This is a genomic window from Pseudazoarcus sp. NS34, assembly GCF_059703725.1.
Genome location: NZ_BAAKIZ010000002.1, coordinates 293,459 through 317,892, shown reverse-complemented (window position 1 = coordinate 317,892; position 24,434 = coordinate 293,459). Strand labels below are relative to the sequence as shown.

28 protein-coding genes and 1 tRNA gene are annotated in these 24,434 nt (G+C 66.5%); 15 read left to right on the top strand and 14 right to left on the bottom strand.

The features are described from left to right. Positions 1-44 precede the first annotated feature (44 nt). Positions 45-1,502 carry an NAD-dependent succinate-semialdehyde dehydrogenase gene (locus AC6H0N_RS07855; RefSeq protein ID WP_497573542.1) on the top strand — a complete coding sequence of 486 codons (1,458 nt, stop codon included), beginning with the start codon at positions 45-47 and terminating at the stop codon, positions 1,500-1,502. After that, positions 1,499-2,053 (top strand): class I SAM-dependent methyltransferase, encoded by a 555-nt coding sequence (locus AC6H0N_RS07850; protein WP_497573541.1) that lies wholly within the window; start codon positions 1,499-1,501, stop codon positions 2,051-2,053. Before AC6H0N_RS07855 ends, AC6H0N_RS07850 begins: the two co-directional genes overlap by 4 nt. An 88-nt stretch (positions 2,054-2,141) precedes the next feature. Here AC6H0N_RS07850 and mnmH read toward each other — a convergent pair whose 3' ends face one another. Together mnmH and AC6H0N_RS07840 are read right to left on the bottom strand one after the other, a co-directional pair. Beyond that, on the bottom strand, positions 2,142-3,188 hold the full coding sequence (mnmH, locus tag AC6H0N_RS07845) for a tRNA 2-selenouridine(34) synthase MnmH (RefSeq protein WP_497573540.1): 1,047 nt from the start codon (positions 3,186-3,188) through the stop codon (positions 2,142-2,144). A 49-nt stretch (positions 3,189-3,237) separates the two neighbouring features. Further along, a complete protein-coding gene (locus tag AC6H0N_RS07840; RefSeq protein ID WP_497573539.1) occupies positions 3,238-3,843 on the bottom strand; it encodes an arylesterase in 606 nt (201 codons plus the stop codon). Here AC6H0N_RS07840 and AC6H0N_RS07835 point away from each other — a divergent pair. Genes AC6H0N_RS07835 through AC6H0N_RS07825 form a run of 3 tightly spaced genes read left to right on the top strand, consistent with a single transcriptional unit; the run spans position 3,827 to position 5,170 of the window. Continuing rightward, entirely contained in the window at positions 3,827-4,549 is a 723-nt protein-coding gene (locus AC6H0N_RS07835) for an ABC transporter ATP-binding protein (RefSeq protein ID WP_497573538.1), read from the top strand. The genes AC6H0N_RS07840 and AC6H0N_RS07835 overlap by 17 nt on opposite strands. Before the next feature lie 52 nt (positions 4,550-4,601). Beyond that, a complete protein-coding gene (locus tag AC6H0N_RS07830) occupies positions 4,602-4,841 on the top strand; it encodes an addiction module protein (protein ID WP_497573537.1) in 240 nt (79 codons plus the stop codon). Further along, positions 4,841-5,170, top strand: a complete 330-nt coding sequence (locus tag AC6H0N_RS07825) for a hypothetical protein (RefSeq protein ID WP_497573536.1) — start codon at positions 4,841-4,843, stop codon at positions 5,168-5,170. The genes AC6H0N_RS07830 and AC6H0N_RS07825 overlap by 1 nt, the downstream gene beginning before the upstream one ends. On the opposite strand, the gene AC6H0N_RS07820 is transcribed toward AC6H0N_RS07825, so the two are convergent. The 5 genes from AC6H0N_RS07820 to hpnC are packed head-to-tail and all read right to left on the bottom strand — an operon-like array spanning position 5,145 to position 8,925. Then, positions 5,145-5,501, bottom strand: a complete 357-nt coding sequence (locus tag AC6H0N_RS07820; RefSeq protein WP_497573535.1) for a YybH family protein — start codon at positions 5,499-5,501, stop codon at positions 5,145-5,147. The two genes, AC6H0N_RS07825 and AC6H0N_RS07820, sit on opposite strands and share 26 nt — an antisense overlap. Before the next feature lie 16 nt (positions 5,502-5,517). Continuing rightward, the gene (locus AC6H0N_RS07815) at positions 5,518-5,967 is read right to left on the bottom strand and encodes an OsmC family protein (protein ID WP_497573534.1); all 450 of its coding nucleotides are present in this window, start codon (positions 5,965-5,967) and stop codon (positions 5,518-5,520) included. Next, the gene (hpnE, locus tag AC6H0N_RS07810; RefSeq protein WP_497573533.1) at positions 5,967-7,262 is read right to left on the bottom strand and encodes a hydroxysqualene dehydroxylase HpnE; all 1,296 of its coding nucleotides are present in this window, start codon (positions 7,260-7,262) and stop codon (positions 5,967-5,969) included. Before hpnE ends, AC6H0N_RS07815 begins: the two co-directional genes overlap by 1 nt. Then, positions 7,262-8,098 (bottom strand): presqualene diphosphate synthase HpnD, encoded by an 837-nt coding sequence (gene hpnD / locus AC6H0N_RS07805; protein WP_497573532.1) that lies wholly within the window; start codon positions 8,096-8,098, stop codon positions 7,262-7,264. The genes hpnE and hpnD overlap by 1 nt, the downstream gene beginning before the upstream one ends. After that, positions 8,095-8,925, bottom strand: a complete 831-nt coding sequence (gene hpnC / locus AC6H0N_RS07800; RefSeq protein ID WP_497573979.1) for a squalene synthase HpnC — start codon at positions 8,923-8,925, stop codon at positions 8,095-8,097. Before hpnC ends, hpnD begins: the two co-directional genes overlap by 4 nt. Positions 8,926-9,011: 86 nt before the next feature. Between hpnC and AC6H0N_RS07795 the strand changes: the two genes are divergently transcribed. From AC6H0N_RS07795 to AC6H0N_RS07785, 3 genes are read left to right on the top strand one after another with little or no spacing between them, the layout of a single operon-like run. Next, a complete protein-coding gene (locus AC6H0N_RS07795) occupies positions 9,012-9,680 on the top strand; it encodes an ABC transporter ATP-binding protein (RefSeq protein ID WP_497573531.1) in 669 nt (222 codons plus the stop codon). Next, positions 9,677-12,169, top strand: a complete 2,493-nt coding sequence (locus AC6H0N_RS07790) for an ABC transporter permease (RefSeq protein WP_497573530.1) — start codon at positions 9,677-9,679, stop codon at positions 12,167-12,169. Before AC6H0N_RS07795 ends, AC6H0N_RS07790 begins: the two co-directional genes overlap by 4 nt. Beyond that, positions 12,169-13,224, top strand: a complete 1,056-nt coding sequence (locus AC6H0N_RS07785; RefSeq protein WP_497573529.1) for a lipocalin-like domain-containing protein — start codon at positions 12,169-12,171, stop codon at positions 13,222-13,224. The genes AC6H0N_RS07790 and AC6H0N_RS07785 overlap by 1 nt, the downstream gene beginning before the upstream one ends. 13 nt (positions 13,225-13,237) lie before the next feature. On the opposite strand, the gene AC6H0N_RS07780 is transcribed toward AC6H0N_RS07785, so the two are convergent. Then, positions 13,238-13,930 carry a Crp/Fnr family transcriptional regulator gene (locus AC6H0N_RS07780; protein WP_497573528.1) on the bottom strand — a complete coding sequence of 231 codons (693 nt, stop codon included), beginning with the start codon at positions 13,928-13,930 and terminating at the stop codon, positions 13,238-13,240. 60 nt (positions 13,931-13,990) lie between these two features. Here AC6H0N_RS07780 and AC6H0N_RS07775 point away from each other — a divergent pair, with 60 nt between their 5' ends. The 5 genes from AC6H0N_RS07775 to AC6H0N_RS07755 all read left to right on the top strand — a co-directional run bounded on the left by AC6H0N_RS07775 (position 13,991) and on the right by AC6H0N_RS07755 (position 17,174). Beyond that, entirely contained in the window at positions 13,991-14,374 is a 384-nt protein-coding gene (locus AC6H0N_RS07775; RefSeq protein ID WP_497573527.1) for a SirB2 family protein, read from the top strand. Further along, complete coding sequence (locus AC6H0N_RS07770) at positions 14,371-14,922, top strand: hemerythrin domain-containing protein (protein WP_497573526.1); 552 nt, start codon at positions 14,371-14,373, stop codon at positions 14,920-14,922. Before AC6H0N_RS07775 ends, AC6H0N_RS07770 begins: the two co-directional genes overlap by 4 nt. Positions 14,923-15,095: 173 nt before the next feature. Beyond that, complete coding sequence (locus AC6H0N_RS07765; RefSeq protein ID WP_497573525.1) at positions 15,096-15,335, top strand: DUF2249 domain-containing protein; 240 nt, start codon at positions 15,096-15,098, stop codon at positions 15,333-15,335. Between the two features lies 1 nt (position 15,336). After that, positions 15,337-16,527, top strand: coding sequence for an NnrS family protein (locus tag AC6H0N_RS07760; RefSeq protein WP_497573524.1), 1,191 nt, complete (start codon positions 15,337-15,339; stop codon positions 16,525-16,527). Between the two features lie 188 nt (positions 16,528-16,715). Further along, on the top strand, positions 16,716-17,174 hold the full coding sequence (locus AC6H0N_RS07755; RefSeq protein WP_497573523.1) for a MarR family winged helix-turn-helix transcriptional regulator: 459 nt from the start codon (positions 16,716-16,718) through the stop codon (positions 17,172-17,174). A gap of 143 nt (positions 17,175-17,317) precedes the next feature. On the opposite strand, the gene AC6H0N_RS07750 is transcribed toward AC6H0N_RS07755, so the two are convergent. Then, on the bottom strand, positions 17,318-17,893 hold the full coding sequence (locus AC6H0N_RS07750; protein WP_497573522.1) for a YIP1 family protein: 576 nt from the start codon (positions 17,891-17,893) through the stop codon (positions 17,318-17,320). Positions 17,894-18,366: 473 nt separating this feature from the next. Between AC6H0N_RS07750 and AC6H0N_RS07745 the strand changes: the two genes are divergently transcribed. Beyond that, complete coding sequence (locus AC6H0N_RS07745) at positions 18,367-19,509, top strand: NAD(P)/FAD-dependent oxidoreductase (protein ID WP_497573521.1); 1,143 nt, start codon at positions 18,367-18,369, stop codon at positions 19,507-19,509. Between the two features lie 424 nt (positions 19,510-19,933). On the opposite strand, the gene AC6H0N_RS07740 is transcribed toward AC6H0N_RS07745, so the two are convergent. The 5 genes from AC6H0N_RS07740 to AC6H0N_RS07720 all read right to left on the bottom strand — a co-directional run bounded on the left by AC6H0N_RS07740 (position 19,934) and on the right by AC6H0N_RS07720 (position 23,400). Beyond that, positions 19,934-20,018 (bottom strand) — tRNA-Leu (locus AC6H0N_RS07740). 49 nt (positions 20,019-20,067) lie between these two features. Next, complete coding sequence (locus AC6H0N_RS07735; RefSeq protein ID WP_497573520.1) at positions 20,068-20,514, bottom strand: DUF6306 domain-containing protein; 447 nt, start codon at positions 20,512-20,514, stop codon at positions 20,068-20,070. Between the two features lie 20 nt (positions 20,515-20,534). Beyond that, entirely contained in the window at positions 20,535-21,692 is a 1,158-nt protein-coding gene (locus AC6H0N_RS07730) for an HPP family protein (RefSeq protein WP_497573519.1), read from the bottom strand. A gap of 19 nt (positions 21,693-21,711) precedes the next feature. Beyond that, positions 21,712-22,908, bottom strand: a complete 1,197-nt coding sequence (hmpA, locus tag AC6H0N_RS07725) for an NO-inducible flavohemoprotein (protein WP_497573518.1) — start codon at positions 22,906-22,908, stop codon at positions 21,712-21,714. A gap of 33 nt (positions 22,909-22,941) precedes the next feature. Beyond that, on the bottom strand, positions 22,942-23,400 hold the full coding sequence (locus AC6H0N_RS07720; protein ID WP_497573517.1) for an RrF2 family transcriptional regulator: 459 nt from the start codon (positions 23,398-23,400) through the stop codon (positions 22,942-22,944). A 135-nt stretch (positions 23,401-23,535) separates the two neighbouring features. Between AC6H0N_RS07720 and asd the strand changes: the two genes are divergently transcribed. Next, positions 23,536-24,405 carry an archaetidylserine decarboxylase gene (asd, locus tag AC6H0N_RS07715; RefSeq protein ID WP_497573516.1) on the top strand — a complete coding sequence of 290 codons (870 nt, stop codon included), beginning with the start codon at positions 23,536-23,538 and terminating at the stop codon, positions 24,403-24,405. Positions 24,406-24,434 lie beyond the last annotated feature (29 nt).

The window sequence follows — 24,434 nt, the reverse complement described above, 5'->3', positions numbered from 1 at the left end:
GCGTTAGAATCACCTCTTCGCACATGCAAGTACGGAGGACGCCCATGAACGCTCTCTCTCAATCCACGCTTTTCCGCCAGCAGGCCTTTGTTGACGGCACCTGGATCGATGCCGACAGCGGTCGCAGCTTCGATGTTGTCGACCCGGCCACGCGCGAAGTCATCGCCAGCGTGCCCGATCTGGGGGCCGCCGAGACCGAACGCGCCATCGCTGCAGCCGATGCTGCGCTGCCGGCATGGCGCGCCAAACTCGCGTCCGAACGCGCGAAGCTGCTGCGCGAATGGTTTCGCCTGATCGTCGAGAACACCAACGAACTCGCCGCGATCATGACCGCCGAGCAGGGCAAGCCGCTGTTCGAATCCAAGGGCGAGATCGGCTACGCCGCCGCTTTCGTCGAATGGTTCGCCGAAGAAGCGCGCCGCATTGACGGCGAAGTCATCCCCACGCCGGCGGCCGATCGTCGCCTGCTGGTCATCAAGCAGCCGGTCGGCGTGTGCGCCGCCATCACACCGTGGAATTTCCCGTCCGCGATGATCACGCGCAAGGTCGCCCCGGCACTCGCCGCCGGCTGCACCGTGGTGGTGAAGCCGGCCGAACAGACACCGCTGTCCGCGCTGGCGCTGGCCGCGCTGGCCGAGCAAGCGGGCTTTCCGAAAGGCGTTTTCAACGTCGTCACCGGCGACGCCGCGACCATCGGGGGCGTGCTCACGGCCAGCCCGACGGTGCGCAAGCTGTCGTTCACCGGCTCGACCGAAGTCGGTCGCCTGTTGATGGAACAGTGCGCGCCGACCATCAAGAAGCTGTCGCTGGAGCTGGGCGGCAATGCGCCCTTCATCGTGTTCGATGACGCCGATCTGGATCAGGCCGTGAAAGGCGCGATTTCATCCAAGTTCCGCAATACCGGGCAGACCTGCGTGTGCGCCAACCGCCTGTATGTCCAGGCCGGCGTGTACGACGAGTTCGCGCGCCGGCTGGCCGAGGCGGTGGCCAAGCTCAAGATCGGCGCCGGTAACTCGGGCACCGTGCACATCGGCCCGCTGATCGACGATGCGGCGGTGGAGAAGGTCGAGTCGCATGTGTCCGACGCACTGGCCAAGGGCGCGCAAGCTGTTCTCGGCGGCAAGCGCCATGCGCTCGGCGGCAGCTTCTATGAGCCTACCGTGCTGATCGGCGTGACCAGCGCGATGCGCGTGGCGCGCGAAGAGACTTTCGGCCCGGTCGCGCCGCTGTTCCGCTTCGAGAGCGAGGAGGAAGTCGTGCGCATGGCCAACGACACCGAATACGGGCTGGCGGCCTACTTTTTTACGCGCGATGTCGGCCGCGTATTCCGCGTGTCCGAGGCGCTGGAGTTCGGCATGGTGTCGGTCAATACCGGCGTTTTTTCGAGCGAAGTCTTCCCGTTCGGCGGCGTCAAGCAGTCGGGTGTCGGGCGCGAAGGTGCGCGCGTGGGCATCGAGGAATATCTGGAGATGAAGTCGATCTGCATCGGGGGCATCGCGTGAGCGCGGCGCACGCACAACTGGCCGCTCCGTCGGCCTGGGTCGCGCGCTTTGCGGCACTGGTGCCGTCGGGCGCGAGCGTGCTTGACGTGGCCAGTGGAGGCGGACGCCATGCACGGCTTTTCGCCGCGCGCGGCTGCAAGGTCGAGGCGGTGGATCGCGACGCCGCGGCGCTGGCTCAGCTGCAGGGCGTAGCCGGCATCCGCAGCGAGGTGTTCGATCTTGAAGAAGAGACGTGGCCGCTGACCGGCCGCAGCTTCGACGTCGTGGTCGTCACCAACTATCTCTACCGCCCGCACTTCAACGCGCTGCTGGCCTGCGTCGCGCCCGGTGGCGTGCTGATCTACGAGACCTTCATGCTTGGCAATGAGCGCTTCGGAAAACCGTCGAATCCGGCCTTCCTGCTCGACCCGGACGAGTTGTTGCAGCGGGTCGCGGCGGGGTTTTCGGTGCTGGCCTTCGAACAGGGGGAAGTCAGCATGCCGAAACCGGCGATGGTGCAGCGCATCTGCGCGCAACGCGGTGCTCAGAGCGCGCTGCCGCTGATCCCGTAGGTCAGGTAAGTGCCGCAGGCGCGCACCTGACATTTGGCGGTTGTGCCGGGTATGGCGCTGGATGGCAGGTGCGCTGCGCTTACCTGCCCTACGAAGTCTTCACGATCTCTTGCGCCACGGCGGCAATGCCGGCGAGGCTCAGGTCATCGCTGACGATCTTGCGCGCCTCGGCGAAATTCACGTAGTTGTGGTTTTGCGAGCGCTTGTAGAGCGGGTCGTAGTGCTTGTCGATGAATTCGCCGAACAGTTCGGGCAGGGCGTGTGCGGCGGCCAATTCCTTCCAACGATCCAGCGTCTCGTTGCTCTGCAGCCCGCGCAGGCAGTCGATGCGCTGCTGCAGCAGGTCGACGTCATCACCCAGGTAGGCGTAGTCACGTACCAGAAATTCCAGCCGCGCATCGCGCGTGGCGTCGATGCTGACGCAGGGCGCGGCGCGCATCGCGCCGATCATTGCTTCGGGCACGTGAATGCGGCCGATCTTGCGGCTCTCGGCCTCGACATACACCGGGCGCTGCGGGTCGAGCGCCGACAGCGTGGTGAATAGCTGCGTCTCGAACAGCTTCTGCGGCGGCTGACCGCGGTCGGGCAGGGCGCCGAGCACCGAGCCTTTGTGGGCGGCGAGGTCTTCGAGGTCGACGACTTGTTCGCCAAGCTCCGACAGCGCTTCGAGCACGCGCGTCTTGCCGCTGCCGGTCGGGCCACCGACGATGCGCAGGTCGAACTTCTTCGGCAATTCATCCAGTTCGGCGATGACGTGGCGGCGCCAGTTCTTGTAGCCACCTTCGAGCTGGCAAGCGTCCCAGCCGACCATGCGCAGCCACGTCACGAAGGCACCGCTGCGCTGACCGCCGCGCCAGCAATACACCAGCGGGCGCCAGTTCTTGGGCTTGTCGGCGAACTTGTCTCGCAGGTGATGGGCGATGTTGTCGGCCACCATGGCCGCACCGACACGTCGTGCCTCGAAGGCCGACTGCTGTTTGTAGATGGTGCCGACAACGGCGCGCTGGTCGTTGTCCAGCACCGGGCAGCACAGCGCGCCGGGAACACGGTCGTCTTCGAACTCGGCCGGGCTGCGCGCGTCGATGACGTCGTCGAACGCGCCCAGATCGGCGACGGTGGCAGTGCCTTTTTTCATGGCTTGTGTGCGATTGGACAAGGGGCGGATTGTCGCATGCCCCTGCCGACTACCGCAGCATCGGCTCCAGCTTTGCCCACACCGTATCCAGAATGAGGCGCTGCGCCTCGGCCGTCGGGTGAATGCCGTCGGCCAGAAACAGTTCGGGCTTGTCGCCGAAGCCGTCGAGCAGGAAGGGCAGCAGCACCGAATCGGTACGCTCGGCCACGTCGCGATAGGTTTGCGCAAAGCGCCGGGTGTAGGCCGGACCGTAGTTCGGCGGCATCTCCATGCCGATCAGCAGCACGCGGGCTCCGGCCTGTTTGGCGGCTGTTATCATCGCTTCGAGGTTGTCGCCCATCAGTTGCGGGCGCAGGCCGCGCAGGCCGTCGTTGCCGCCCAGTTCCAGCACGAAGATGTCCGGCTTGTGCTGCGCAAGCGCAGCCGGCAGGCGGGTCAGCCCGCCGGAAGTGGTTTCGCCGCTGACGCTGGCATTGACGACCTTGTGCGGGAACCCTTTCTCCGTCAGCCGCGTCTGCAACAGCACCGGCCACGCTTCGCGCTGCGCAAGCTGGTAGCCGGCCGACAGGCTGTCGCCCCAGACCAGGATGGTGGCGGCCTGGGCGGCGCCCGAAATGATGACGAACAGGATGGTCGCAATGGATCGAAGCAGCATCGAAGTCAGTTCTCCGGTGATTGAAGTGAGCGGGCTGGCCAAACACGTGCCGGTTGCGGACGGCGACGGCGTATTGCGCATTCTCGACGATATCGCGTTCTCGGTCGGGAACGGCGAGTCGGTTGCCATCGTCGGCGCGTCGGGCTCGGGTAAGTCCACGCTACTGGGATTGCTGGCCGGGCTGGACGTTCCAAGCGCGGGTTCGGTCAAGCTGGCCGGCACCTCGATGTTCGACCTCGACGAAGACTCGCGCGCCGGCGTGCGCGCCGCAAACATCGGCTTCGTGTTCCAGTCCTTCCAGTTGCTGCCGGCGCTGACTGCGCAGGAGAACGTCATGCTGCCGCTGGAACTGGCCGGCGCGGACGACGCACAGGGCGTGGCGGCACAGTGGCTGGAGCGCGTCGGCCTGGCGGCCCGGCGCAAGCACTACCCCAAGCATCTCTCTGGTGGCGAACAACAGCGCGTGGCGCTGGCCCGCGCCTTCGCGCCGAACCCCAAATTGCTGCTGGCCGACGAGCCCACCGGCAACCTTGATGCCGCAACCGGCGCCGCCATCATCGAGCTGATGTTCGAACTCAACCGCGCTTCGGGCACCACGCTGATCCTCGTCACGCACGACGAGTCACTGGCCGAGCGCTGCTCGCGGGTGTTGCGCATGACGGCAGGGCGGCTGACCGAAGACGTGCCGGTTGCGGCTGCGCATTGATCGGGCCCAGGGTTAAACTCCTTGCAGCATGCCGCAACCACCCGGAGGCAACATGAGCAGCGAAGCCTTGCATCGCGTCCGTTCTGAAGCCCTGTCCTTGTCCGAGGCCGAGCGCGCCGCGCTGGCACGGGATCTGGTGTCGAGTCTTGATGCGCCGGGCGATCACGATGTTGCGGAGGCCTGGGATGACGAGCTCTGCTCGCGCGTTGATGCGGTGGAAGCGGGTGACGCCCAACTCGTCGATCGCACGGAGTTTGGCCGCAGGTTGCGGAGCAAGTCCGGGGGCGTCTGATGCGGCAGCTGCGCATCGTCGAGGCGGCGGTACGCGAGGCTGAAGAGGCGGCAGCCTGGTATGAACGCGAATGTCCCGGTCTGGGTGCCCGCTTCGCTGCCGCGCTTGAACACGCGCTGGAGCGCATCGAGCGAGATTTGGTGCCCTTGTCGCCGCTTGCCGGTCGGGCCGGGCGACGTGGCGCCAAGCGCCTCATCCTGAAGCGCTTCCCCTACGACATCGTGGTTTTCGATCACGGAGAGACCCGGGTCGTCGTGGCTTTCGCGCATCACGCCCGCAAGCCTGGTTACTGGCAACGACGCATCAGTTCTCGGGCCGGATCGGCTTGATCTTGAGTTGGTCGACAACCCAGCGCCACGAGCCATCAGCCTGACGACGTGCGACCTCGGCTGAGACGTTGCCGTTGGGCAGGCGCGAGACGGTGATCGCCAGATCGCCGTTGATGACCGGTGTCATCTGGTCGACCTGCGGGAATTCCCGTTTCTTTTCGAGGATGCCGGCGTAGAAGCGGCGGATCTCGTCGTGGCCGCTGGCCACCGGGTCGCCTACCGCCACTACGGCGTCGGCTTCGTACAACGACACCAGTCCATCCAGATCGCCGGCGTTGGCGCGCTCGACAAACAGGCGTGCGAGGTCTTCGGGGTTCTTGGCGTTTTGCATGTCTGCTCCTTCGGTTTCAGCGCAGGCGGCGGCCGGTGGCGTCGCTGACCGAGACTTGCACCGGAATGCCGGCCTGCACGCTTTCCGATACGGTACAGAATGGCTCGAACTGTGCCAATGCGCGATCAACGTGCGCCAGCGTGGAGGCGTCTGCGCCGATCTGCAGATGCACGCTGATGCCCTGCACGCGCAGCCGGCCGGCCGCGTTGCGTTCGACGTCGCATTCGGCGCTGGCGCGGATGCCGCCAGCGTCCTGACGGTACTTGCTGAGCGCGAAAAACAGGCTGGCCGCGAGGCAATAGGCCACGCTGGCCGCCAGCAGCTGCTCGGGCGCGGGGCCTTCGCCGTCGCCGATGGGCTGCGGTTCATCGACGCCCAGCGGCGGGAAGGCGGCGCCGAAGTCCACTTCAAAGCGATAGCGTCCGGTCTGGGTGATCTCGACGCGGGGTTTGTTCGTACTGTCCATCAGCTTGCATGTCCCAACGCGGCTGCGGCAGCCGCACACCCCGAGCGTACCGCGGATTCGAGGGTGGCCGGGTAGGGTGAATCCAGATAGTCACCGGCCAGCCACAGGCCGGGGATGGGCGTGCGCAGACCGGGGCGCTTCAGCCCAGGCGTGCAGGCGAAAGTCGCACGTTTCTCGGTGATGGTCATGGTCCATGCCGGCGCCGGAAGGCGGCACACGAGCTGGTTTTCGAGCTGCCGCAGCACGGCCAGCTCCAGTTCCTCGCGCGTCATCTCGCCATGCGGTCCGCTGGCGCTGATGACACAGGCGATCAAGCCGGGCTCGCCGTCAATTGCGCCGCGATCGAAGGCCCACTGTGCCGGGCCGCCCGACAGGCCGATCATCGGCGCAGGCAAGCTCACGCGATCCCCGAGCGCGAGATAGACGGTGGTGATGGGTTCGTGGCGCAGCGCGTCGAGGCTCTCGGCCAGCTTGGCGCCGGCGCCGGTCGAGCGAAGCAGCGTGCCGGCGTGATAGGGCGCGGTGGCGAGCACGACCTGGTCGTAGCGGCGCTTGTCGGACGAATCGCCAGCCAGCGCAAAGCCTTGTTCGCCTCGCAGGATGGCGGTGATGGTCGTGCCCGTTTCGAGCCGGCCGCGGCGTGTGGCGAGATAGCGCGCGGCCTGCACGGGGAACAGCTCGGTGAGGTCGGTGCGCGGGATCAGCAGTTCGCTGGCCGAGGCGCTGGAGCCGAGGCTGTCGCGCAGCACGTTGGCGAATACCTGGGCCGAGGCTTCATGCGTGTGGGTGTTGAGCGCGGCCACGCACAGCGGCGCCCAGATCAGATCGGTCAGGCGCGCGGTCTGCGTGGTTTCGCGCAGCAGATCCGCCACGCTGGTGTCGGGCTCGATGCGCCATGCGCGACGCTTGAGGTGCTTCATCAGCCGCAGCATGGCGCGGCGGTCGGTCCAGTTGAGCCCTTGTGCGCGCAGCAGGCCGACGGCCAGATGCAGCGGCGCCGGCAGTTTGGCCGCAACCAGTCGCAGCTCGCCCGGCGTCACGAGGGTGAGCGGCATGCGCAGCATGGATTTAGGGCTCTGGCCGGTGATGCGCATCAGCCGCGCCAGTTCGGTGTAGGCACCAATCAGGATGTGCTGACCGTTGTCGACGCGATGGCCGTCCTTGACCACCACCCGCGCGCGCCCGCCCAGCGTGTGCGAACGTTCGAACAGCGTCACCTGCGCGCCGCCGCGGGTTAGCTCGACCGCGCAGGCCAGCCCCGCATAACCGCCGCCGATGACCGCGATTTTCTGCATCAGCGGTTCTTCCAGAAGGCCTTGACCGCCAGCTTCAGCTTCAGCGAGGTCGGTAGCCTCGGCGGATCGCCGAGCACGCGATAGCCGCCGGCCACGATCTCATCAAGCAAGCGGCGGTAGATTGCCGCCATGATCAGGCCGGGGCGCTGGGCGCGGCGGTCTGCCTCGGGAAGTTCGCCGAGCGCACGCTCGTAGAATTCCTGGGCGCGCTGCGCTTGGAAGGCGAGCAATTCGGTCATTTGCGGGCTGTAGCGGCCGGCGAGGATGTCGTCCTCCGTCACGCCGAAGCGCGCCAACTCATCCTGCGGCAGATAGATGCGGCCGCGCCGCGCGTCGTCGCCGACGTCGCGCAGGATGTTGGTGAGCTGGAAGGCCATGCCCAGATCATGCGCGTAGCGCAGCGTGTGGCGATCGGTGTAGCCGAAGATCTCGGCCGAGAGCAGGCCGACGACGCTGGCGACGCGGTAGCAGTAGAGCTGGAGCTGGCTGAAGTCGGCGTAGCGGCTCTGTTCCAGATCCATCTCCATGCCGTCGATGATCTCCAGTAACTGCTCTTCGGGCAGGCGGAACTCGGCCACGATGTCGGTCAGCGCCTGACCCACAGGGTGCTGCGGCGTGCCGGCATAAACGCGGGCGACTTCGGCGCGCCATTCGTCGAGCTGGCTGCGCGCCAGCTCCGCATCGCTCGTCTCATCGACAACGTCATCGATCTCGCGGCAGAAGGCGTACAGCGCCATGATTGCGCGCCGGCGCGGCGCCGGCAGGCACAGGAAGCCGTAGTAGAAGCTCGATCCGCTGGCGGCGGTGCGGCGGCGGCAGTAGTCGTGCGGATTCATGCGGGAGCCTGCGTGAGAGCGCGCCAGCCGAGCAGCGGCCAGTCGAGTTTGCCCAGCGTGGGGCGGTGGCGGAAGACGTCGTAGCGTACGGCCTCAATGCGTTCGAGAATGCGCAGGCCTCCGGCCACGATGAGCCGCAGCTCCCAGCCGATGCGGCCCGGCAGCGCGCGGGCGAGCGGGGCGCCACGCAGCATCAGGTCGCGCGCGCGCCGTACTTCGAAGGCCATCAGACGGCGCCAGGCCTCGCTGTCGCGGCGGTGCACGAGGTCGTCTTCGCTTACGCCGAAGCGTTCCAGATCATCCTGCGGCAGGTAGATGCGCGGCTTGGCGATGTCGACGCCGACGTCCTGCCAGAAGTTGATCAGCTGCAAGGCCGTGCAGATGTCGTCCGAGCGGTTCAGCGACACCGCATCCCGCACGCCGTACAGGTGCAGCAGCAGGCGGCCCACCGGATTGGCGGAGCGACGACAGTAGTCGAGCAGCTCTTCGTAGCTGGCGTAGCGGGTCTTGACCACATCCTGCGCAAAGGCGCTGACCAGATCGCGGAAGGGCTGCAGCGGCAGGTCGAAGGCGCGCACGTTGCGTTCGAGGCGTTCGAACATCGGGCGCAGCTCGTCGTCGTTGGCCGGCATGCGGAACTCGATGGCGTCGATGCCGGCGTGGTACTCGGCGAGCTGGGCCAGCCGCGTGTCGGCGTCGGCATCGCCCTCGTCGGCTGCGTCGTCGGCGCCGCGCGCGAAGGCGTAGATGGCCTCCACCGGCTCGCGCAGGTGCTTCGGCAGCAGCAGGGACGCGACAGGAAAGTTCTCGTAATGATCGACCGGCATGGCGCGGCGAGTATACGCGAAGGGCGCAGGCCGCCCCATCATGCGAACATCGGCAACCATCCGCCACCGCGAGTGTCTGCAAGCCCATGCTCGAACTTGTCGATGTGTCCAAATCCCATTCCGCTGGCTCGGCGCTGTTCGCCGGGGTGTCGCTGCGCCTGGCGCCGGGCGAAGTGCTGGCGGTGGTCGGCGAGTCCGGCGTCGGCAAGTCCACGCTGCTCAACGGCATCGCCGGGCTGGAGCCGCTCGATGCCGGCACGCTGACGCTCGACGGCACGGCACTGCATGCGCTCGACGAAGACGCTTTCGCTCGCCTGCGACGCGAGAAGTACGGCTTCGTGTTCCAGGCCTTTCACGTGTTGCCGCACCTGAGTCTTGCGCAGAACGTGGCCTTGCCACTGTGGCTGCTCGGCGTGTCCGAGCGCGCATCGGCGCGGCGCGCGCGCGACATGCTGGGCCGCGTCGGGCTGGGCGAGCGTGCCGACGACTGGCCACGCACGCTGTCCGGCGGTGAGTTGCAGCGCGTGGCCATTGCGCGGGCGCTGGTGCACGGGCCGCGTCTGGTGCTGGCCGACGAGCCGACCGGCAACCTCGATCCGGAGCTGGCTGGCAGCGTGATCGATCTGCTCATCGACCAAGTGCGCAAGGCCGACGCCATGGCCATCCTGGTCACGCACTCGCTGCAGGCCGCGCGCCGCGCAGATCGCGTCGTGCGCCTGACGCGCGGCGGCCTGGTCGCGCAAGACCCCACATGAACGTGCCTGCGCTGTTGCGCGTGTTCGCCGCCAGCCTCGTGCGGCGGCGCCTCGCCACGGCGCTGTCGGTGCTGGCGATTGCGCTCGGCGTAGCGCTGGGCCTGGCCGTGCAGCTGATTCACGCCAGCGCCCTCGACGAATTCGGGCGCGGCATGCGTCTGCTGGCCGGGCAGTCCGACCTGCAGGCCGTCGGGCCGCGTGGCGGCTTTGACGACGAGACTTATGTGCGTCTTGCGCAAGCCCCGGAGGTGGGCGAGGCCAGCCCGGTGCTGGAGATTGAGGCACGGCTGGTCGGTCGCGAAGGCAGCCTGCGGCTGTATGGCGTCGACGTGTTTCGCCTCGCCGGCACCACACCGCGGCTGTTGCCGCAGTCGGCCGATGGTGTCGGGCGGCTGGCGGTGCTGGAGCCGGAGCGGGTGTTCCTGTCGGCCGCTGCGCGGGCGCAACTGGGGCTGGAAGCGGGCGATGTGCTGGAAGTGCTGTCGGGCGTCGAGCAGCGAAGCTTCACGGTGTCGGGCGGCGTGCCGGCCGCCGCTCAGGGCGAAGCCTTCGGTGTGATCGATATCGCCGCCGCGCAGTCGCGCTTTGGCCGCGTCGGCAAGCTGACGCGGGTCGATCTGCGGCTGGCGCCCGGCCTGAGCGTGGAGACGGCGCGCGAACGCCTTGCGCCGCTGCTCCCGGCCGGCGTCGAACTGCTCACGCCCGACGAGGGTGCGCAGCAGGCGGCCGGCCTGTCACGCGCCTATCGCGTGAACATGGCCATGCTGGCGGCCATTGCGCTGCTCACCGGCGGTTTTCTGGTGTTCTCGGCGCAGTGGCTGGCGGTGGTGCGGCGGCGCAGCCTGTTTGCATTCCTGCGGGCGATGGGCATGACGCGGGCAACGGTGGTGCGCGGGCTGGTGCTGGAGGGCGCAGCCATCGGCTTGCTCGGTGGCCTGTTCGGCGTGGCGCTGGCCTATGTTTTTGCCGCGGCGGCGTTCGCGCTGGTGGGTGCCGACTTGGGTGCGGGTTTTTTCGCTGCCGCGACGCCGCAGGTGTCGTTCCGTTGGTTGCCGGCCTTGGCCTATCTCGCGCTTGGCGTGGTGGTTGGCGCGGCTGGCGCCTGGCTGCCGGCGCGCGAGGCGGTGCGTCGGGCACCAGCCCGCGCGCTGCATGCCGGCGACGAGGCTGAAGCCTGGCGCGGCGGATCTCGCGGCGGCCTGGCGGCAGCTTGCGCCGGCCTTGCACTGTTGCTGTGCTGGTTGCCGCCGATCGGTGGCATTCCGCTGGCGGGGTATGTCGCCGTCGCCTTGGTGCTGCTTGCGGCCGTGCTGGTGTTGCCGGTCGTGGTGGTGTGGATGGTCGGCGCGCTGTCGCCCGTGGGCGGCGTCATCGCGCGGCTGGTGCGGCTGCGTCTGGCCGCCGCGCCGGGGCAGGCCGTGGTGGCGGGCGCGGGCGTGGTCGCCAGCGTGGCGCTGGCGGTGTCGATGGCGGTAATGGTCAGTTCCTTCCGCGTCTCGCTCGACGACTGGCTGGCGCGTGTGTTGCCGGCCGACGTGTATGTGCGCGCCTCTCCGTCATCGCAGAGCGGATTCCTGCCGCCGGAACTGGTCCGGCGTGTGGCGGCCCTGCCCGAAGTGGTCGAGGTGATTCCGCTACGCTACGACACGCTGCGCATGGGCGACGGGCGCTTTCCGATGACCTTGATCGCCCGGCCGGCCGATGGCGGCGCGGCCTTGCCGCTGGTGTCGCAGGTGGCGGTCGAGGGGCCGACGGTGTGGCTGTCGGAAGCCGCTGCCGACCTGCTGGGGCGCGCTCCGGGCGACCAGCTGACATTGCCGCTTGCCGGCGGTGAACATGTTTTCGTGGTGGGCGGCGTGTGGCGCGACTACGCGCGCCAGCACGGCGCGCTGGTCATCGAGCGCGATGACTGGCAGCGCATCGCCGGCGACGCCCTGAGCAACGACCTGGGTGTGAGCCTTGCGCCCGGCATCCGTGTCGCGCAGGCGCAGGCGGCGATTGTCGCGGCGCTGGACGGTGCGCCCGTGGAGTTCAACGACGCCGGCAGCATCCGCGCGACCAGTCTGGAAATCTTCGACCGCACCTTCCTCGTGACATGGCTGATGGAGGCCGTGGCCGTGCTGATCGGCCTGTTCGGCATCGTCACGACCTTCGCCGCGCTGGCGCTGGCGCGTGCGCGTGAGTTTGGCGTGCTGCGCCATCTCGGGCTGGAGCGCCGGCGCATCGGCACGCTACTGGCTGCCGAAGGGGCGCTGACGGCTTTGGCCGGCGTTGCGGCGGGCGTGGTGGCCGGGCTCGCGATTGCGCTGATCCTGGTGTTCGTCATCAACCGCCAGAGCTTTCACTGGAGCATGGATCTGGCCGTGCCGTGGGGCATGGTGGCAGTGTTTGCCGGCGTGCTCGTGGCACTGGCCGCAGTCGCGGCGCGGCTGGCTGGACGCAGCGCGATGCGCCAGCAGGCGGTGTTGGCGGTGAAGGAGGACTGGTAGTGAAGCGCGTGCTGTGTCTGCTGCTGACGTTGCTGGCCCTGCCGCTGCGGGCGGAATACCCGCCGGTGCTTCCGGGCGCGACACTGTCCTTCCCGCGCGACTTCGGCTCGCACCCGGAGCACCGCAGCGAGTGGTGGTACGCCACCGGCTGGCTTGTGGACGAGGCGGGCGTCGAGCGCGGTTTTCAGGTGACCTTTTTCCGCGTGCGCACGCGGATCGGTGAAGGCGACGCCAGCCGCTTCGCGCCGAGCCAGCTTGTACTCGCGCACGCGGCGGTGTCCGATCCGGCCGAGGGGCGCCTGCTGCACGCCGAGCGCACGGCACGGGCGATGCCGCCGCTGGCCGGCGCGGCAAGCGAAACCACGCAGGCCTGGATCGGCGACTGGATACTGACGCTGGACGGCCAGCGTTATCGCACGACCGTGCGCGCCGCGGATTTTGCCTTCGAGCTGGAACTGCAGGCCGATCGCCCGCCGCTGCTCAACGGCGAAGCCGGCTACAGCCGCAAGGCGCCCGATCCGCTCAACGCGAGCTGGTACTACAGCCGGCCTCAGTTGAAGGTGGGCGGCACGCTGGAACTGCGTGGCAAGGATCACGCGGTGAGCGGGCAGGCGTGGTTGGATCACGAATGGTCGAGCGAGATACTGCCCGAGGGCGCGCGCGGCTGGGACTGGATCGGCATCAACCTGCATGACGGCGATTCGCTGATGGCATTCCGCATGCGCGACGCGGCGGAAGGTGCCATGTGGGGTGCGGCCACGCTGAGCGATGCTGCGGGCGAATCGCAGACCTTCGGGCCCGAGGAAGTGCGCTTCACGCCGCTGCGACGCTGGCGCTCGCCACGCACGAACGCCGAATACGCGGTGGAGTGGGAGGTGCGTGTCGGCGCCCGGACCTTCCGCATCGAACCGCTGATGGATGATCAGGAGCTCGACAGCCGCAACTCGACCGGCGCGATCTACTGGGAAGGCGCGGTCCGTTTGAAGGAAAACGACGAGGAGGTCGGGCGCGGCTATCTGGAAATGACGGGTTACCGCGAGCGGCTGCGGATGTAGCGCAGCGCCGGCACTAGTCGCCGAAAGCGGCCAGCTTCTTCGGGTCAAGCAGCTTCACGTGCTTGCCGTGCACGTGGATCAGCCCGGCCTGCGACAGATCGGCAAAGATGCGCGACAGCGTTTCGGGCGTCAGGTTGAGGCGCGAAGCGATGGTCTGTTTGGAGGTGGGCAGGTCGAACTCCAGCGGCACTTCGGCGCTCTCGTCGCCGCTGCTCTGCAGCAGATAGCCGATCACGCGCTGCGTGCTCGATTGCAGGGAGTACGTCTCGACGTCCTGGATCAGACCGTGCAGGCGCATGGCCATGCCGGCCAGCAGCTTGCGGGCGAACATCGGGTCGCGGTCGATCAGTTCCGACACGATGCCCTGGCCGATGTGCAGCAAGCGCGTGTCGAGCACGGCCTGGGCAAACACGGGGTAGGGGCGGTCGAGCAGCATCACGGCCTCGCCAAAGGTCTGCATCGGGTGGATGACCTCGACGACTTTTTCGTTGCCCGCAGGCGAACTGATCGCCAGCTTGATCTGTCCCTCGATGACGAAATGAAAGCCCTGCGCCTGGTCGCCCCGGTTGAACAGCACCTGGCCGCGCGGTACGCACAGCTCGCGCGTGTGATGCGCAACGCTGGCCAGGTCGGCGTCGGAGAGCGCGCTGAAGAAGGCAATCTGACGCAGCATCACAGGTGAAATGCAGCTTGTGTTAGGTTTCATGCGTTTGTATTCGATGGCTGGTTTGATGCAGCCTAAGTCAGCAGTTCAGGAGGAACAACCGTGTATCAAGGGATCAAACATCTTCACATGCTGCTGGCCTTCGTCAGCATTCTCGGTTTCATGCTGCGCGGTGTGTGGATGATGAGCGGCAGTAGCCTGTTGCAGAAGCGGGTGGTGCGCATTCTGCCGCATGTCATCGATACCTTGTTGCTGCTGACGGCGCTGACACTGGCCGTGATGCTTGCGCAGAATGCCGTCGTTGCCGGCTGGCTCATGGCCAAGGTCACGGGTCTGGTGCTGTACATCGGCCTGGGCGTGGTAGCGCTGCGCCTCGGCCCGACCAAGGGCATCCGCGTCGCCGCGTTCTTCGGCGCCATCATCGTGTTCGTGTGGATCCTGTCTGTCGCGTTCAGCAAGAACCCGGCGGGCTTCCTGCCGCTGTGAGCAATTCACTGATCCCGCCGGCTGCGCCAGGGCTCGATGAGCCTCTGGAGATGCTGCATGCCTGTCACGAGCGCATCGGTGCGCAGCTCGCCACGCTCGGCCGTCTGGCGCAGTGGCTGCCCGAGCATGGCGCCGACGAGCAGGCGCAGCGGGCCGCGCGGGCAGTGATGCGTTATTTCGATCTGGCAGCGGTGAATCACCACCTCGACGAAGAGAAAGATTTGCTGCCGGCCATGCTGGATGCGGCCGATGCCTCCGAGCGAGCACGCCTGCAAGCGCTGGTCGATCGCATTCTTGCCGAGCATGCCGAACTGGTTGCAAAGTGGGGCGAGGTGCGTGCTTTGCTGGTGCGCATTGCCAACGGCGAGCGCGTGGCGCTCGGCGAGGCGCTGGTGCTGCATTTTGCAGCCGCCTACGAAACGCACATCCGTTTTGAAGAAGAGGAAATCCTGCCCTGGGCCGAGCGCTTGCTCGGTGCCGAGGCGGTGAACCGCATCAGCGTCAACATGACCGATCGACGCCGCGCGCCAACCCCTCCCGTGGATTGACTCGCATCAAGGCCGGCTCCGAAGTGGCGCCCGACAATCGGGCTACATCACCGGAGAGCCCGAATGCACGGCCTGACCCACCCTTCACTGCGTAGTCATTGCAGGCATGCAGCACTGCCTGCCGCAGTCGTGCGCACTCGGCGCGTCGCACACCTGATTGTGGCGGTGCAGACATGAATGTGCTCCTCGACCTGCGCGACCTTCCGCCGCCACAACCCTTTGAGCGCGCGATGGAGGCGCTGGCCGATCTGGCAGCTGGCGACACGCTGACGCTGGTGCTGAATCAGCTACCCCACCCTGTATTGCGGATTCTCGAGCGCGACGGTCATGGCTTCGAGTGGCAGGACGACGGCGCGGGGCGCGTTGTTGTTCGCATCGCCTCGGCCGGCGCCGAACTGCCTGAAGGAGAATGACATGAGCTTGCTTCGTGTTGAGGTGCCCGCAGCGTCCCCCGAGCCGCAGGAGCCGTCGTGGAACGCCTTTCTGTCGTTTGCTTTCCGACCCTTCTATTTGCTCGCGGCATTGCAGGGCGGGGTCTTCGTGCTGGCCTGGGCGTTCGGATTGAACCCCAGCGAGGCGCTGCCCGGATTCCTGTGGCACGGCCATGAAATGGTGTGGGGCTATGCCGGCGCGATCATTGTCGGCTTCCTGCTGACCGCGGTGGCGACGTGGACCGGCCAGCCGCCGGTGCGCGGCCTGCCTTTGGCGCTGCTGGTCGCGCTGTGGCTGGGTGCGCGTGTGGCGCTGCTCGCCGTGCCGCAGTCGGCGCTGCCGGGCGCGGTTCTGTCCGTTGCGTTCTTCGTCGTCGCGGCGGCTTTGCTCGCGGCGCCCGTCTTGCGTAGCGGCAATCTCCGCAACGTCGTTCCGGTGCTGTTGCTGCTGGCCTTCGGTGGCGCCAACGCCGTGTTCCACGCCGGCGTCAGCGGGGCGCTGGCGATCGATCTGCGCGCCATGCTGCATGCCGGGTTGCTGCTGGTGGCGACGGTGATTTTCCTCATGGGTCTGCGCGTGATTCCGTTTTTCACGGCCAGACGGCTGCAGGTCGAGCAGGTGCCAAACCATGTGGCGCTGATCGTCGCCGGCATTGCGCTGCCGTTCCTGATGGCGCTTGCCGTAGGTGTCGGCGCGCCGCTGTGGTTGTCGGCAGCGCTGGGGGTGGCCGGCGCATCGGCCAACCTGATCTCGATGACGCGCTGGTGGCATGCCGGGGTGATGCATGAGCCGATGCTATGGGTGCTGTTCGCCGGCTTCGGCAGCACAGCTGCAGGGGTGTGGCTATATGGCGTCACGCTGGCATTGGCGCCGCAGTATCTGAGCGGTTCCGTGCATCTGATCGCAGTCGGCGGCATCGGCGTGCTCACGCTGGGCATGATGACGCGCACCGCGCTGGGACATACAGGCCGCGCCATTGCCGCTCCACCGCTGATGCCGCTGGCGTTCGCGCTGATGATCGTGGCTACCGCCTTGCGTCTGCTGTCGGTGTATTGGGGCGCGCTGCACGATGTACTCGTGATGGCCAGCGGTGTGTGCTTTGCGGCAGGGCTGGCGCTGTTCGTGGTGCGCTTTGCGCCGTGGCTGATTCGCCCGCGTGCGGGCAGTCATTAGTGCAATGGTCAGGCGATGTGCATCGGTCCGCGCAATTGCCCGAACCGCGGCGCTGATTGTCACTGTCTTGGGAGGCCTGGTCATTCGGCGGAAGAGGTCTTTTCGCCTGATGCCCTGCGGGAAATCCGGGGGGCATGTGCCGGGCCTGATCGGTTATGCTTCTATCACTTTGTGATCAGGTTGTTGAAATGAAAAACGACTCGATTCCGCTCGCCGAGATTCAGGCACTGGCGGAATTCCGCTACCAGCTTCGCTGCTTTCTGCGTTTCTCTGAAGTGCTGGTGCGCGATTACGGCATCACGGCGCTGCAGTATCAGATGCTGCTGCAGCTGAAGGGTTTCCCGGGGCGACAGTGGGCCAACGTCGGCGAACTGGCCGAGCGGCTTCAGTCGCATCATCACGGTGTGGTGTCGCTGGTATCGCGCTGCGAGAAGATCGGTCTGGTCGAGCGCCGCACCGGGCGCGATGACGCGCGCAACGTCGAGATCCATCTCACGCCCAAGGGTGACGAACTGATCGTGCATCTGTCCCGACTGCACCGCGATGAATTGCTGGCCAGACGCGACGTGTTTGCCGTGCCAACCGTTGCCGACCTGCAGGCCGGCACCATCCGGCGTCGCGTGGTCGAGGGCGATACGCCGGTCTGATGCCGGATCGAGGGCGCTTCGGGCGATCTAAAGCTGCTTTGGATGTGTCGGGCGACAGCCGGTGAAATTCTTGCTGTACGCCACAAAAGGAAACGGCGCCGCGGACTGAAGTCCGCGGCGCCGTTTCTTCGATGCTGGCCTGATCAGGCCAGCATTACGATCGGGAACAGCACGATGCCGGCCAGCGCAACCCAGGTCAGGGCGCCGTAACCGATGACGCGGAGCGACACCTGACGCGGGCACACCACGTGTTGGGCGACAAGCACGCTGCGGATGCCGTGACGGATCATCACCGCCGAGGCGATGAAGCCGAGCAGCGCGACACCTGCGGCTACGCTGATGCTCGACGACATCAGGCCGAGCGAGGAAATCCACAGTGGCAGCGGGGCAATCGCGGACACCAGGAAGGCGCCGTTCATGTCGCTATGGCCACCCTTGGCGCGCACCGAAGCGTCGACAGCCCAGCTCATCAGGAACACGGCCAGCAGTTCGGAAACCAGGAATACGGCGGCGATCAGCTCCCACATGCCTGCTTCGATGGCGGGGAAGTGCGTGGCGCCGATGGTGTTGGCGGCCAGCAGGATCATGGCCGGCGGCAGCAGCGTGAAGGGCAGGGCTACGTTGGCGAAGGTACGCGTGGTCGACGGACGGTCGGCCATCAGGGCCTGCCAGCCGGCGCGGGGGGAAATCAGCAGGGAGGGAATCTGGGACAGGTTCATCTCGTTTCTCGTTTGAGGCCCTTGCCGATACACGCTCGCTGCGTATCGGTGGCAGCGCGGCTGGCCGTTCCTTGTGGGAAGCGGATCGTCGCGCCGGGGCAGTGATTGCCGGAATTCCTGAGTCGCGATGGCGTTCGAGCTATACGCCTTTAGTACTAGTTCTAAAGTCACACTTCGCGAGCCGTGCGGAGGTTAACGGAAAGCGCAGAGTCTTCCCTTGACCTTGATCAAGGATGCTCATATTCGGCACCCTGAAATTCTGTCCGAAGGCGGCGTCAGAGGCGCGTTTGCCGTCGGCCGACATGCCCGGCCCTGCTCGCCGTGTCGCAAGACTGGCGCAATCGCGTCGGCGCGCGTGCGAGAGCGGATTCCCGGGCTGACGACATGGGTGAATACCGGCGTGGACCGGCTTACCATAAGCGGGTCGCGCCGCATGCCGGCGTACTGGATTGCACCTTCCGGAGAGTTTCCGCATGACACGTACCGTACTCATCCTCGGCTCTGGCCTGGCCGGTTACAGCCTGGCGCGCGAACTGCGCAAACTTGATCAGGATTCCCGCCTGGTCATCGTCAGCCGCGACGCGGCCGGGTTCTACTCCAAGCCAATGCTTTCGAACGCGCTGTCCGCCGGCAAGACGCCGGCATCGTTGGTCATGAAGCCGTGCGAGCAGATGGCCGATGAGCTCAATGCAGACATTCGCCCGCGCACAGAGGTTCGCAGTATCGACGTGGCTGAACGTCGGGTCGGCTTGTCGGACGGTAGCGGTATTCGCTGGGACGAGCTGGTCCTGGCGCTGGGAGCCGATCCCATCCGCTTGCCGCTCGAGGGCGATGGGGCGGAAGACGTGATGTCGGTGAACGATCTGGACGACTTCACGCGCTTCAGCGAAGGGCTTGTCGGCGCCAAGAAGGTGGTCTTGCTCGGCGGCGGCCTGATCGGCTGCGAGTTTGCCAACGATCTGCTCGCGCGGGGTATCCGCCCGACCGTGGTGGACGTGGCCGACCAGCCGCTGGGGCGCTTGTTGCCGGCAGAAGCGGCGAGCTTCTTCAGCCAGCGCATGGAGGATGCAGGCGTGATTTTCCGCCTCGGAGCCAAGGTGAATGCTGTGCAAAAGGCTGAAGGCGTCTTTCGTGTGCGCGTGTCGGATGGCAGCACGCTCAATGCTGACGTGGTGCTGTCGGCCGTTGGTCTGCGTCCGCGCACGGCGCTGGCCGAGCGTGCCGGCTGCACGGTGGGGCGCGGTGTCGTCACGGACCGTTATCTGGCGACCAGCATCGAGCACATTCATGCCATCGGCGACTGCGCCGAGGTCGATGGCCGCAGCCTGCCCTACGTGATGCCCATCATGCATCAGGCACGTGCGCTGGCAGCTACGTTGAGCGGAACTCCGACCGCCGTTCAATATCCGGTGATGCCGGTGCTGGTGAAGACGCCGGCGTGTCCCACCGTGGTTTGTCCGCCGCCGTCAGATGCGCACGGCGCCTGGCGCGTCGAGCGCGACGAAGAAGGTGTGAGTGCTCTGTATGAGAACGAGGGCGGGGCGCTGTTGGGCTTCGCGCTGCTTGGCAAGGCCACGGCGCGCCGCCAGGAGCTTGCGGCGCGGGTGTCGGCCTGAGCGCTGGTCACTCACCGCCTCATGGCCGGTCGACCGGAGCGCCGGCCAGCTGCAGCCGATGCCGGCGACGTGTTGTTGGCGTAATGGCAGCCCGGCGTGGACAAAAAAAGGGGCGGCCATTGAGGCCGCCCCGAACAATCCTTCCCATGGAGGCTATCGACCGGGGGTGGGGAATTGGGCCGAAGCGGGAAGGAGAGAGAGCTTGTCCGGCCGTGCCGATGCGTGCGGGAGGAAGTCGCACGGACCCGCTGCCAGAGCCGTTGAGGCGCGGATTATGTACTACTTTGGTCGTAGTTCGCAAGAGGCTGTTTTTGGCACTGCGGAGAGCGTTGTGACGCTGGGGAATCGCTGCGTTGCGCGGCGTCCGGCCGGCGGAGGTTTGTCCGCTCGCGACCCTCTTTGATGCTGCCGCGGCTAGCAGCAGTGGTGCGCCGGAAGGGACTCGAACCCCCACGCCTTGCGGCACTGGAACCTAAATCCAGCGTGTCTACCAATTCCACCACCGGCGCGCGGCGCGAAGCATAGCATGCTGTCGCGCCACGGTCGGAGTGGTCGGAGTCAGAGTTTTTCGATGAGTTGCTCGGTCGCCGTGATGTTTTCGCGGTGGGTCTCGAACATTTCCTGCAGGCCTTCGCGCATGTGCGCATAGGGCACGCGCGGCAGGGCCTTGCCGACTTCGCGGGCGACCCAGCCCTGACCGCGGTTGAGAAAGGCCAGACGCTCGGCCTTGCCCTCGACGGCAAGAGCCTTTTCGGCAAAGGAGCCGGTGTTGGGGCTGACTTCGGCGCCGAGCTCGCGCAGATAGTCGAACATCAGCTTGCAGTACTTGCCTTCATCGCGACGCGAGGCAACGATGAGTTCGACGGCCGGAGCGTTGCCGTTGAAATCTTTCTCGTATTCGGTCAGCACCTTGACGCCGGCGCGCTCGCATTCAAGCAGGGTGTTGAAGAGCTCGATCAGCTCCGCGTCGGTCATCGGGGTGGTGTTGGCTGCTTCATTGCTCATGGTGTCCTCCGGTTGAGGGTTCAGCCTTGCGGGGTCTCGCCGTGATAGAGCGCGGAGACCAGGTCAGTCTGGGTGACGATGCCGACCAGGCGTTGCTCGCCATCGACAATCGGAATGTGGTGGCGCCCGCCACCAGCAAGCTTGGGCACCAGCACCGCAATGTGTTCGTCGGCGCCGGCTGTTTCGGCCGGGCTGGTCATGATGTCGCCAACGCAGCCGGCGCCCGGCACGCTGTTGCGTTCGAGCAGGCTGTTGAGTTTGGCACGTACATCGGGTGAGCCGTTGAGCCCGGCGTGTTCGAGCAGGTCCACCTGGGTGACGATGCCGACGATGGCATCGGCGTCATCAACGACCGGCAGTGCCTGGATGCGATGCTCGTGCATGCGCGACCAGGCGTCCACCAACGGTGTGTCAGTGCGCGCGGTGACGAGGTCGCGCGACATGATGTCGCGACACCGGATCTCGCCCATGCGCCGACGCCAGGCTTCCAGCTCGGTCTGCTGAAGAAGGACGCCGAGCTCACTGGGGCTGACGTCAAGCACCTGCTTGTAGCGTTCCAGCACATTTTCCAGATCAGCCTGCGTGAAGCCCAGGCGTTGGCCGGGAGCTGTATCGGTTGTCTTGTGCGGATTCGCCTCCGGGCGTGCCGGCAGTGGCGGATAGCGCCGCCCCGTGAGGTTGTTGTAGAGCAGGCCGATTGCCAGCAGCAGCGCGGATTCAAGTCCGACCGGCACCAGTGCCCAGTAGTAGCCCTGCTGCAGCACGGCCTCGCCGCCCAGTACCGTGGCCAGCGCCACGGCGCCGCCCGGTGGGTGCAGGCTGCGGGTCAGGAACATCACGGCGATCGCGCCGCCGACGCCGACGGCTGCGGCCGTGGCGACATTGTCGAACAGCAGCAATGCGGTCACGCCGACCACGGCCGACAAGGTATTGCCGCCGACGATGGGCCAGGGCTGGGCGAGCGGACCGCTGGGCACGGCAAACAGCAGCACCGCGGAGGCGCCCAACGGGGCGATCAGCATCGGCAGTTGCGGCGTGTTGCCGATCAGCCAGTAGCTGGTGATGCCGGTCGTGAAAATGCCGATGAGTGCGCCGACGCAGGCGCGCAGGCGCTCGCGGCCGTCGGCCGTGATGCGGGCCGGCTTGAAGGCGGCGAGCCAGTCTCTCAGGGCAGTCATGGACGCTCCTCGCATGCGTTCAGTTCAGATGGCCGACCAGTGAGGGGCCAAACACCTCGCACTGGATGCGTTCGTCGGTAATGCCGCGAGCGCGCAGCGCCGCACGCTGCTGCTGCATGAAGGCATCGGGGCCGCACACATAGTAGCGGCCGTCGGCTGGGAGCACGGCGGCGTCGAGCGTCGCAAGGTCGATGCGGCCGCTGTGCGTGAAATCGTGGCCGGACTGATCTTGCGGGCGCGGCGATTCGTACCATACAAGGGTGTCGATGGCTGCGTTGTCGCGGGCCAGCGTGTCGATCTCGTCTTTCATCGGGTGATGCTCGCCGTCGCGTGTGGCATAGAGCAGCGTCACCGGGCGCCGCGGCCAGCGGTCCTGGCTGCTGTGCAGCATCGACAGTAGCGGGGTGATGCCGATTCCGGCAGCGATCAGCACAAGGCGTTCCCCGGCGTGTTCGCCGAGCACGAAATCGCCGCAGGGCACGCTCACCTCGAGCAGATCGCCAACTTTGACGTCGTCGTGCAGCACGTTGGAGACCGAGCCGGCCGCTTCACGCTTGACGCTGATGCGCCACATGTCGTCCTGCGACGATTGCGACAGGCTGTACTGGCGCGCCTGACGCAGGCCCAGCGCATCGACGTGCAGCGCGACGCTGATGTATTGGCCGGGCTGGAATGGCGGCAGGCTGCCGCCGTCGAGCGCTTCGAGCCAAAACGAGGTGACCGTGGCGCTCTCGGTGACCTTGCGCGCAACGCGCAACGGCATGAACTGGCCCGGCTCGATGCCGTTTTCGCGGTACATGCGCGCTTCTTCGGCAATCAGGGCGCCGGCCAGCAGGCCGTAGGCTTCGGCCCAGGCGTCGATCAGTTCCGGCGTGGCGGCGTCACCCAGGGTTTCACCGATGGCCGCGAGCAGGTTCTCACCAACGATGGGGTAGTGCTCGGCGCGCACGCCGAGGCTGACGTGCTTGTGCACGATGCGGCTCACCACCGGCGCCAGTGCGGCCTGGTTGTCGATGTTGGCTGCGTAGGCATACAGCGCGCTGGCGAGCGATTGCTGCTGTGCGCCGGATTGCTGGTTGCCCATGTTGAAGACGTTGCGCAGCTCCGGATGTTGCTCGAAGAGGCGGCTGTAGAAGCGGCGCGTGATGTGCTCGCCGTGCTCGCGCAGCACCGGCACCGAGGCGTGGATCATGTCACGGGATGAAGAAGACAGCATCGGGACTCCAGGTTGAATCGTTCGGGGGGCAAATCAGCCCGGCAGTTGTAGCGTCACGGGCTTGGCAAGGTGCATTTCGCGGATGCGTGCGGCCGTGGCGCCGGTGGTCAGTTCCGGCAGCGTGTGGCGGTTCATGTCCTGATAGAACGCGTCACGCCCCTCGTCCAGCACGCCCTTGAGGCGGCATGCGCCGCGCAGCCCGCAGGGCGGTTCAGCACAGTTGATCAGGGCTGGATGACCTTCAAGCTCGCGCAAAACATCGCCCAGCCGCAGCGCCGTGTCGCGCACCGCAAGACGGATGCCGCCATTGCGACCGGGGCGGGAAGACACCCAGCCGAGGTGTGCGAGCCGCGTAACGACCTTGTTGAGGTGGTTGACCGGGATGTCGAAGCGTCGCGCAATGCTGTCGGTCGTGACGCGCTCTTCCGGATCAAGCGCGTGCAGGTACATCAGTACGCGAAGTCCGTAATCGGTAAAGCGATTGAGTTGCATGGCGGCACGTCTGCTTAGGTGAGGTCACAGGCTAACACAATATAACGCATATTACATGCGCCAATTAAGCGGCTTGCCGAAGCCGGCGCGTCAGGCGGCTATAATCCCGGTCCAATTTGCTGTCCGGAGTATTCCGTGTCCGATCGTTTTGCCGTCCTGCCGCAATATCTGCTTCCCAAGCGAGCCCTGACGCGTTTGATGGGCAGGCTCGCCGGACTCGAAGGCGGGCGCGCGACCACCGCCGTGATCCGCTGGTTCGTGCGTCGATACGGGGTGAATATGGCCGAGGCCGCCAACCCCGACGTGGCCAGTTACCGCAGTTTCAATGAGTTTTTCACGCGCGCCTTGCGTGATGACGCGTGCCCGCTGGCGCCGGCCGATTTCGTTTGCCCGGTCGATGGTGCGATCAGCCAGTGCGGCCCGCTCGACGGCGAACGTCTGGTCCAGGCAAAAGGGCACGACTACACGGCCACGGCGCTGCTCGGCGGCAATCGCGAACTGGCCGCAGAATTTCGTGAGGGCAGCTTCGCCACGCTATATCTGAGCCCGCGCGACTACCACCGCATTCACATGCCGTGCCAGGGCCGCCTGCGCAGCATGATGCACGTGCCGGGCGACCTGTTTTCGGTCAACCCGCTTACCGCACGTGCGGTGCCGGGGCTGTTTGCACGCAATGAGCGGGTGGTTTGCGTGTTCGATGGCGAACATGGCCCGTTCGCGATGGTGCTGATCGGCGCCACGATTGTCGGCAGCATCTGCACGGTCTGGCACGGTGTGGTCAATCCGCCACGCCCGGGCGTGGTGCGTGAGTGGTCCTACGCCAACGGCGAGGTGACGCTGGAGCGCGGCGCCGAGATGGGGCGTTTCCTGCTCGGATCGACGGTCGTGATGCTGTTTCCGCGGGATGTGCTGGTGTTGGCTTCCGAGTGGGAGGCCGGTCGCGCGGTACGCATGGGCGAGGCCATGGGGCACGCGGTGCCGGTGCAGCTTCAAAGCGGCTTCTGAATGCGCCGGCTCTGGATGGCTTGATATGT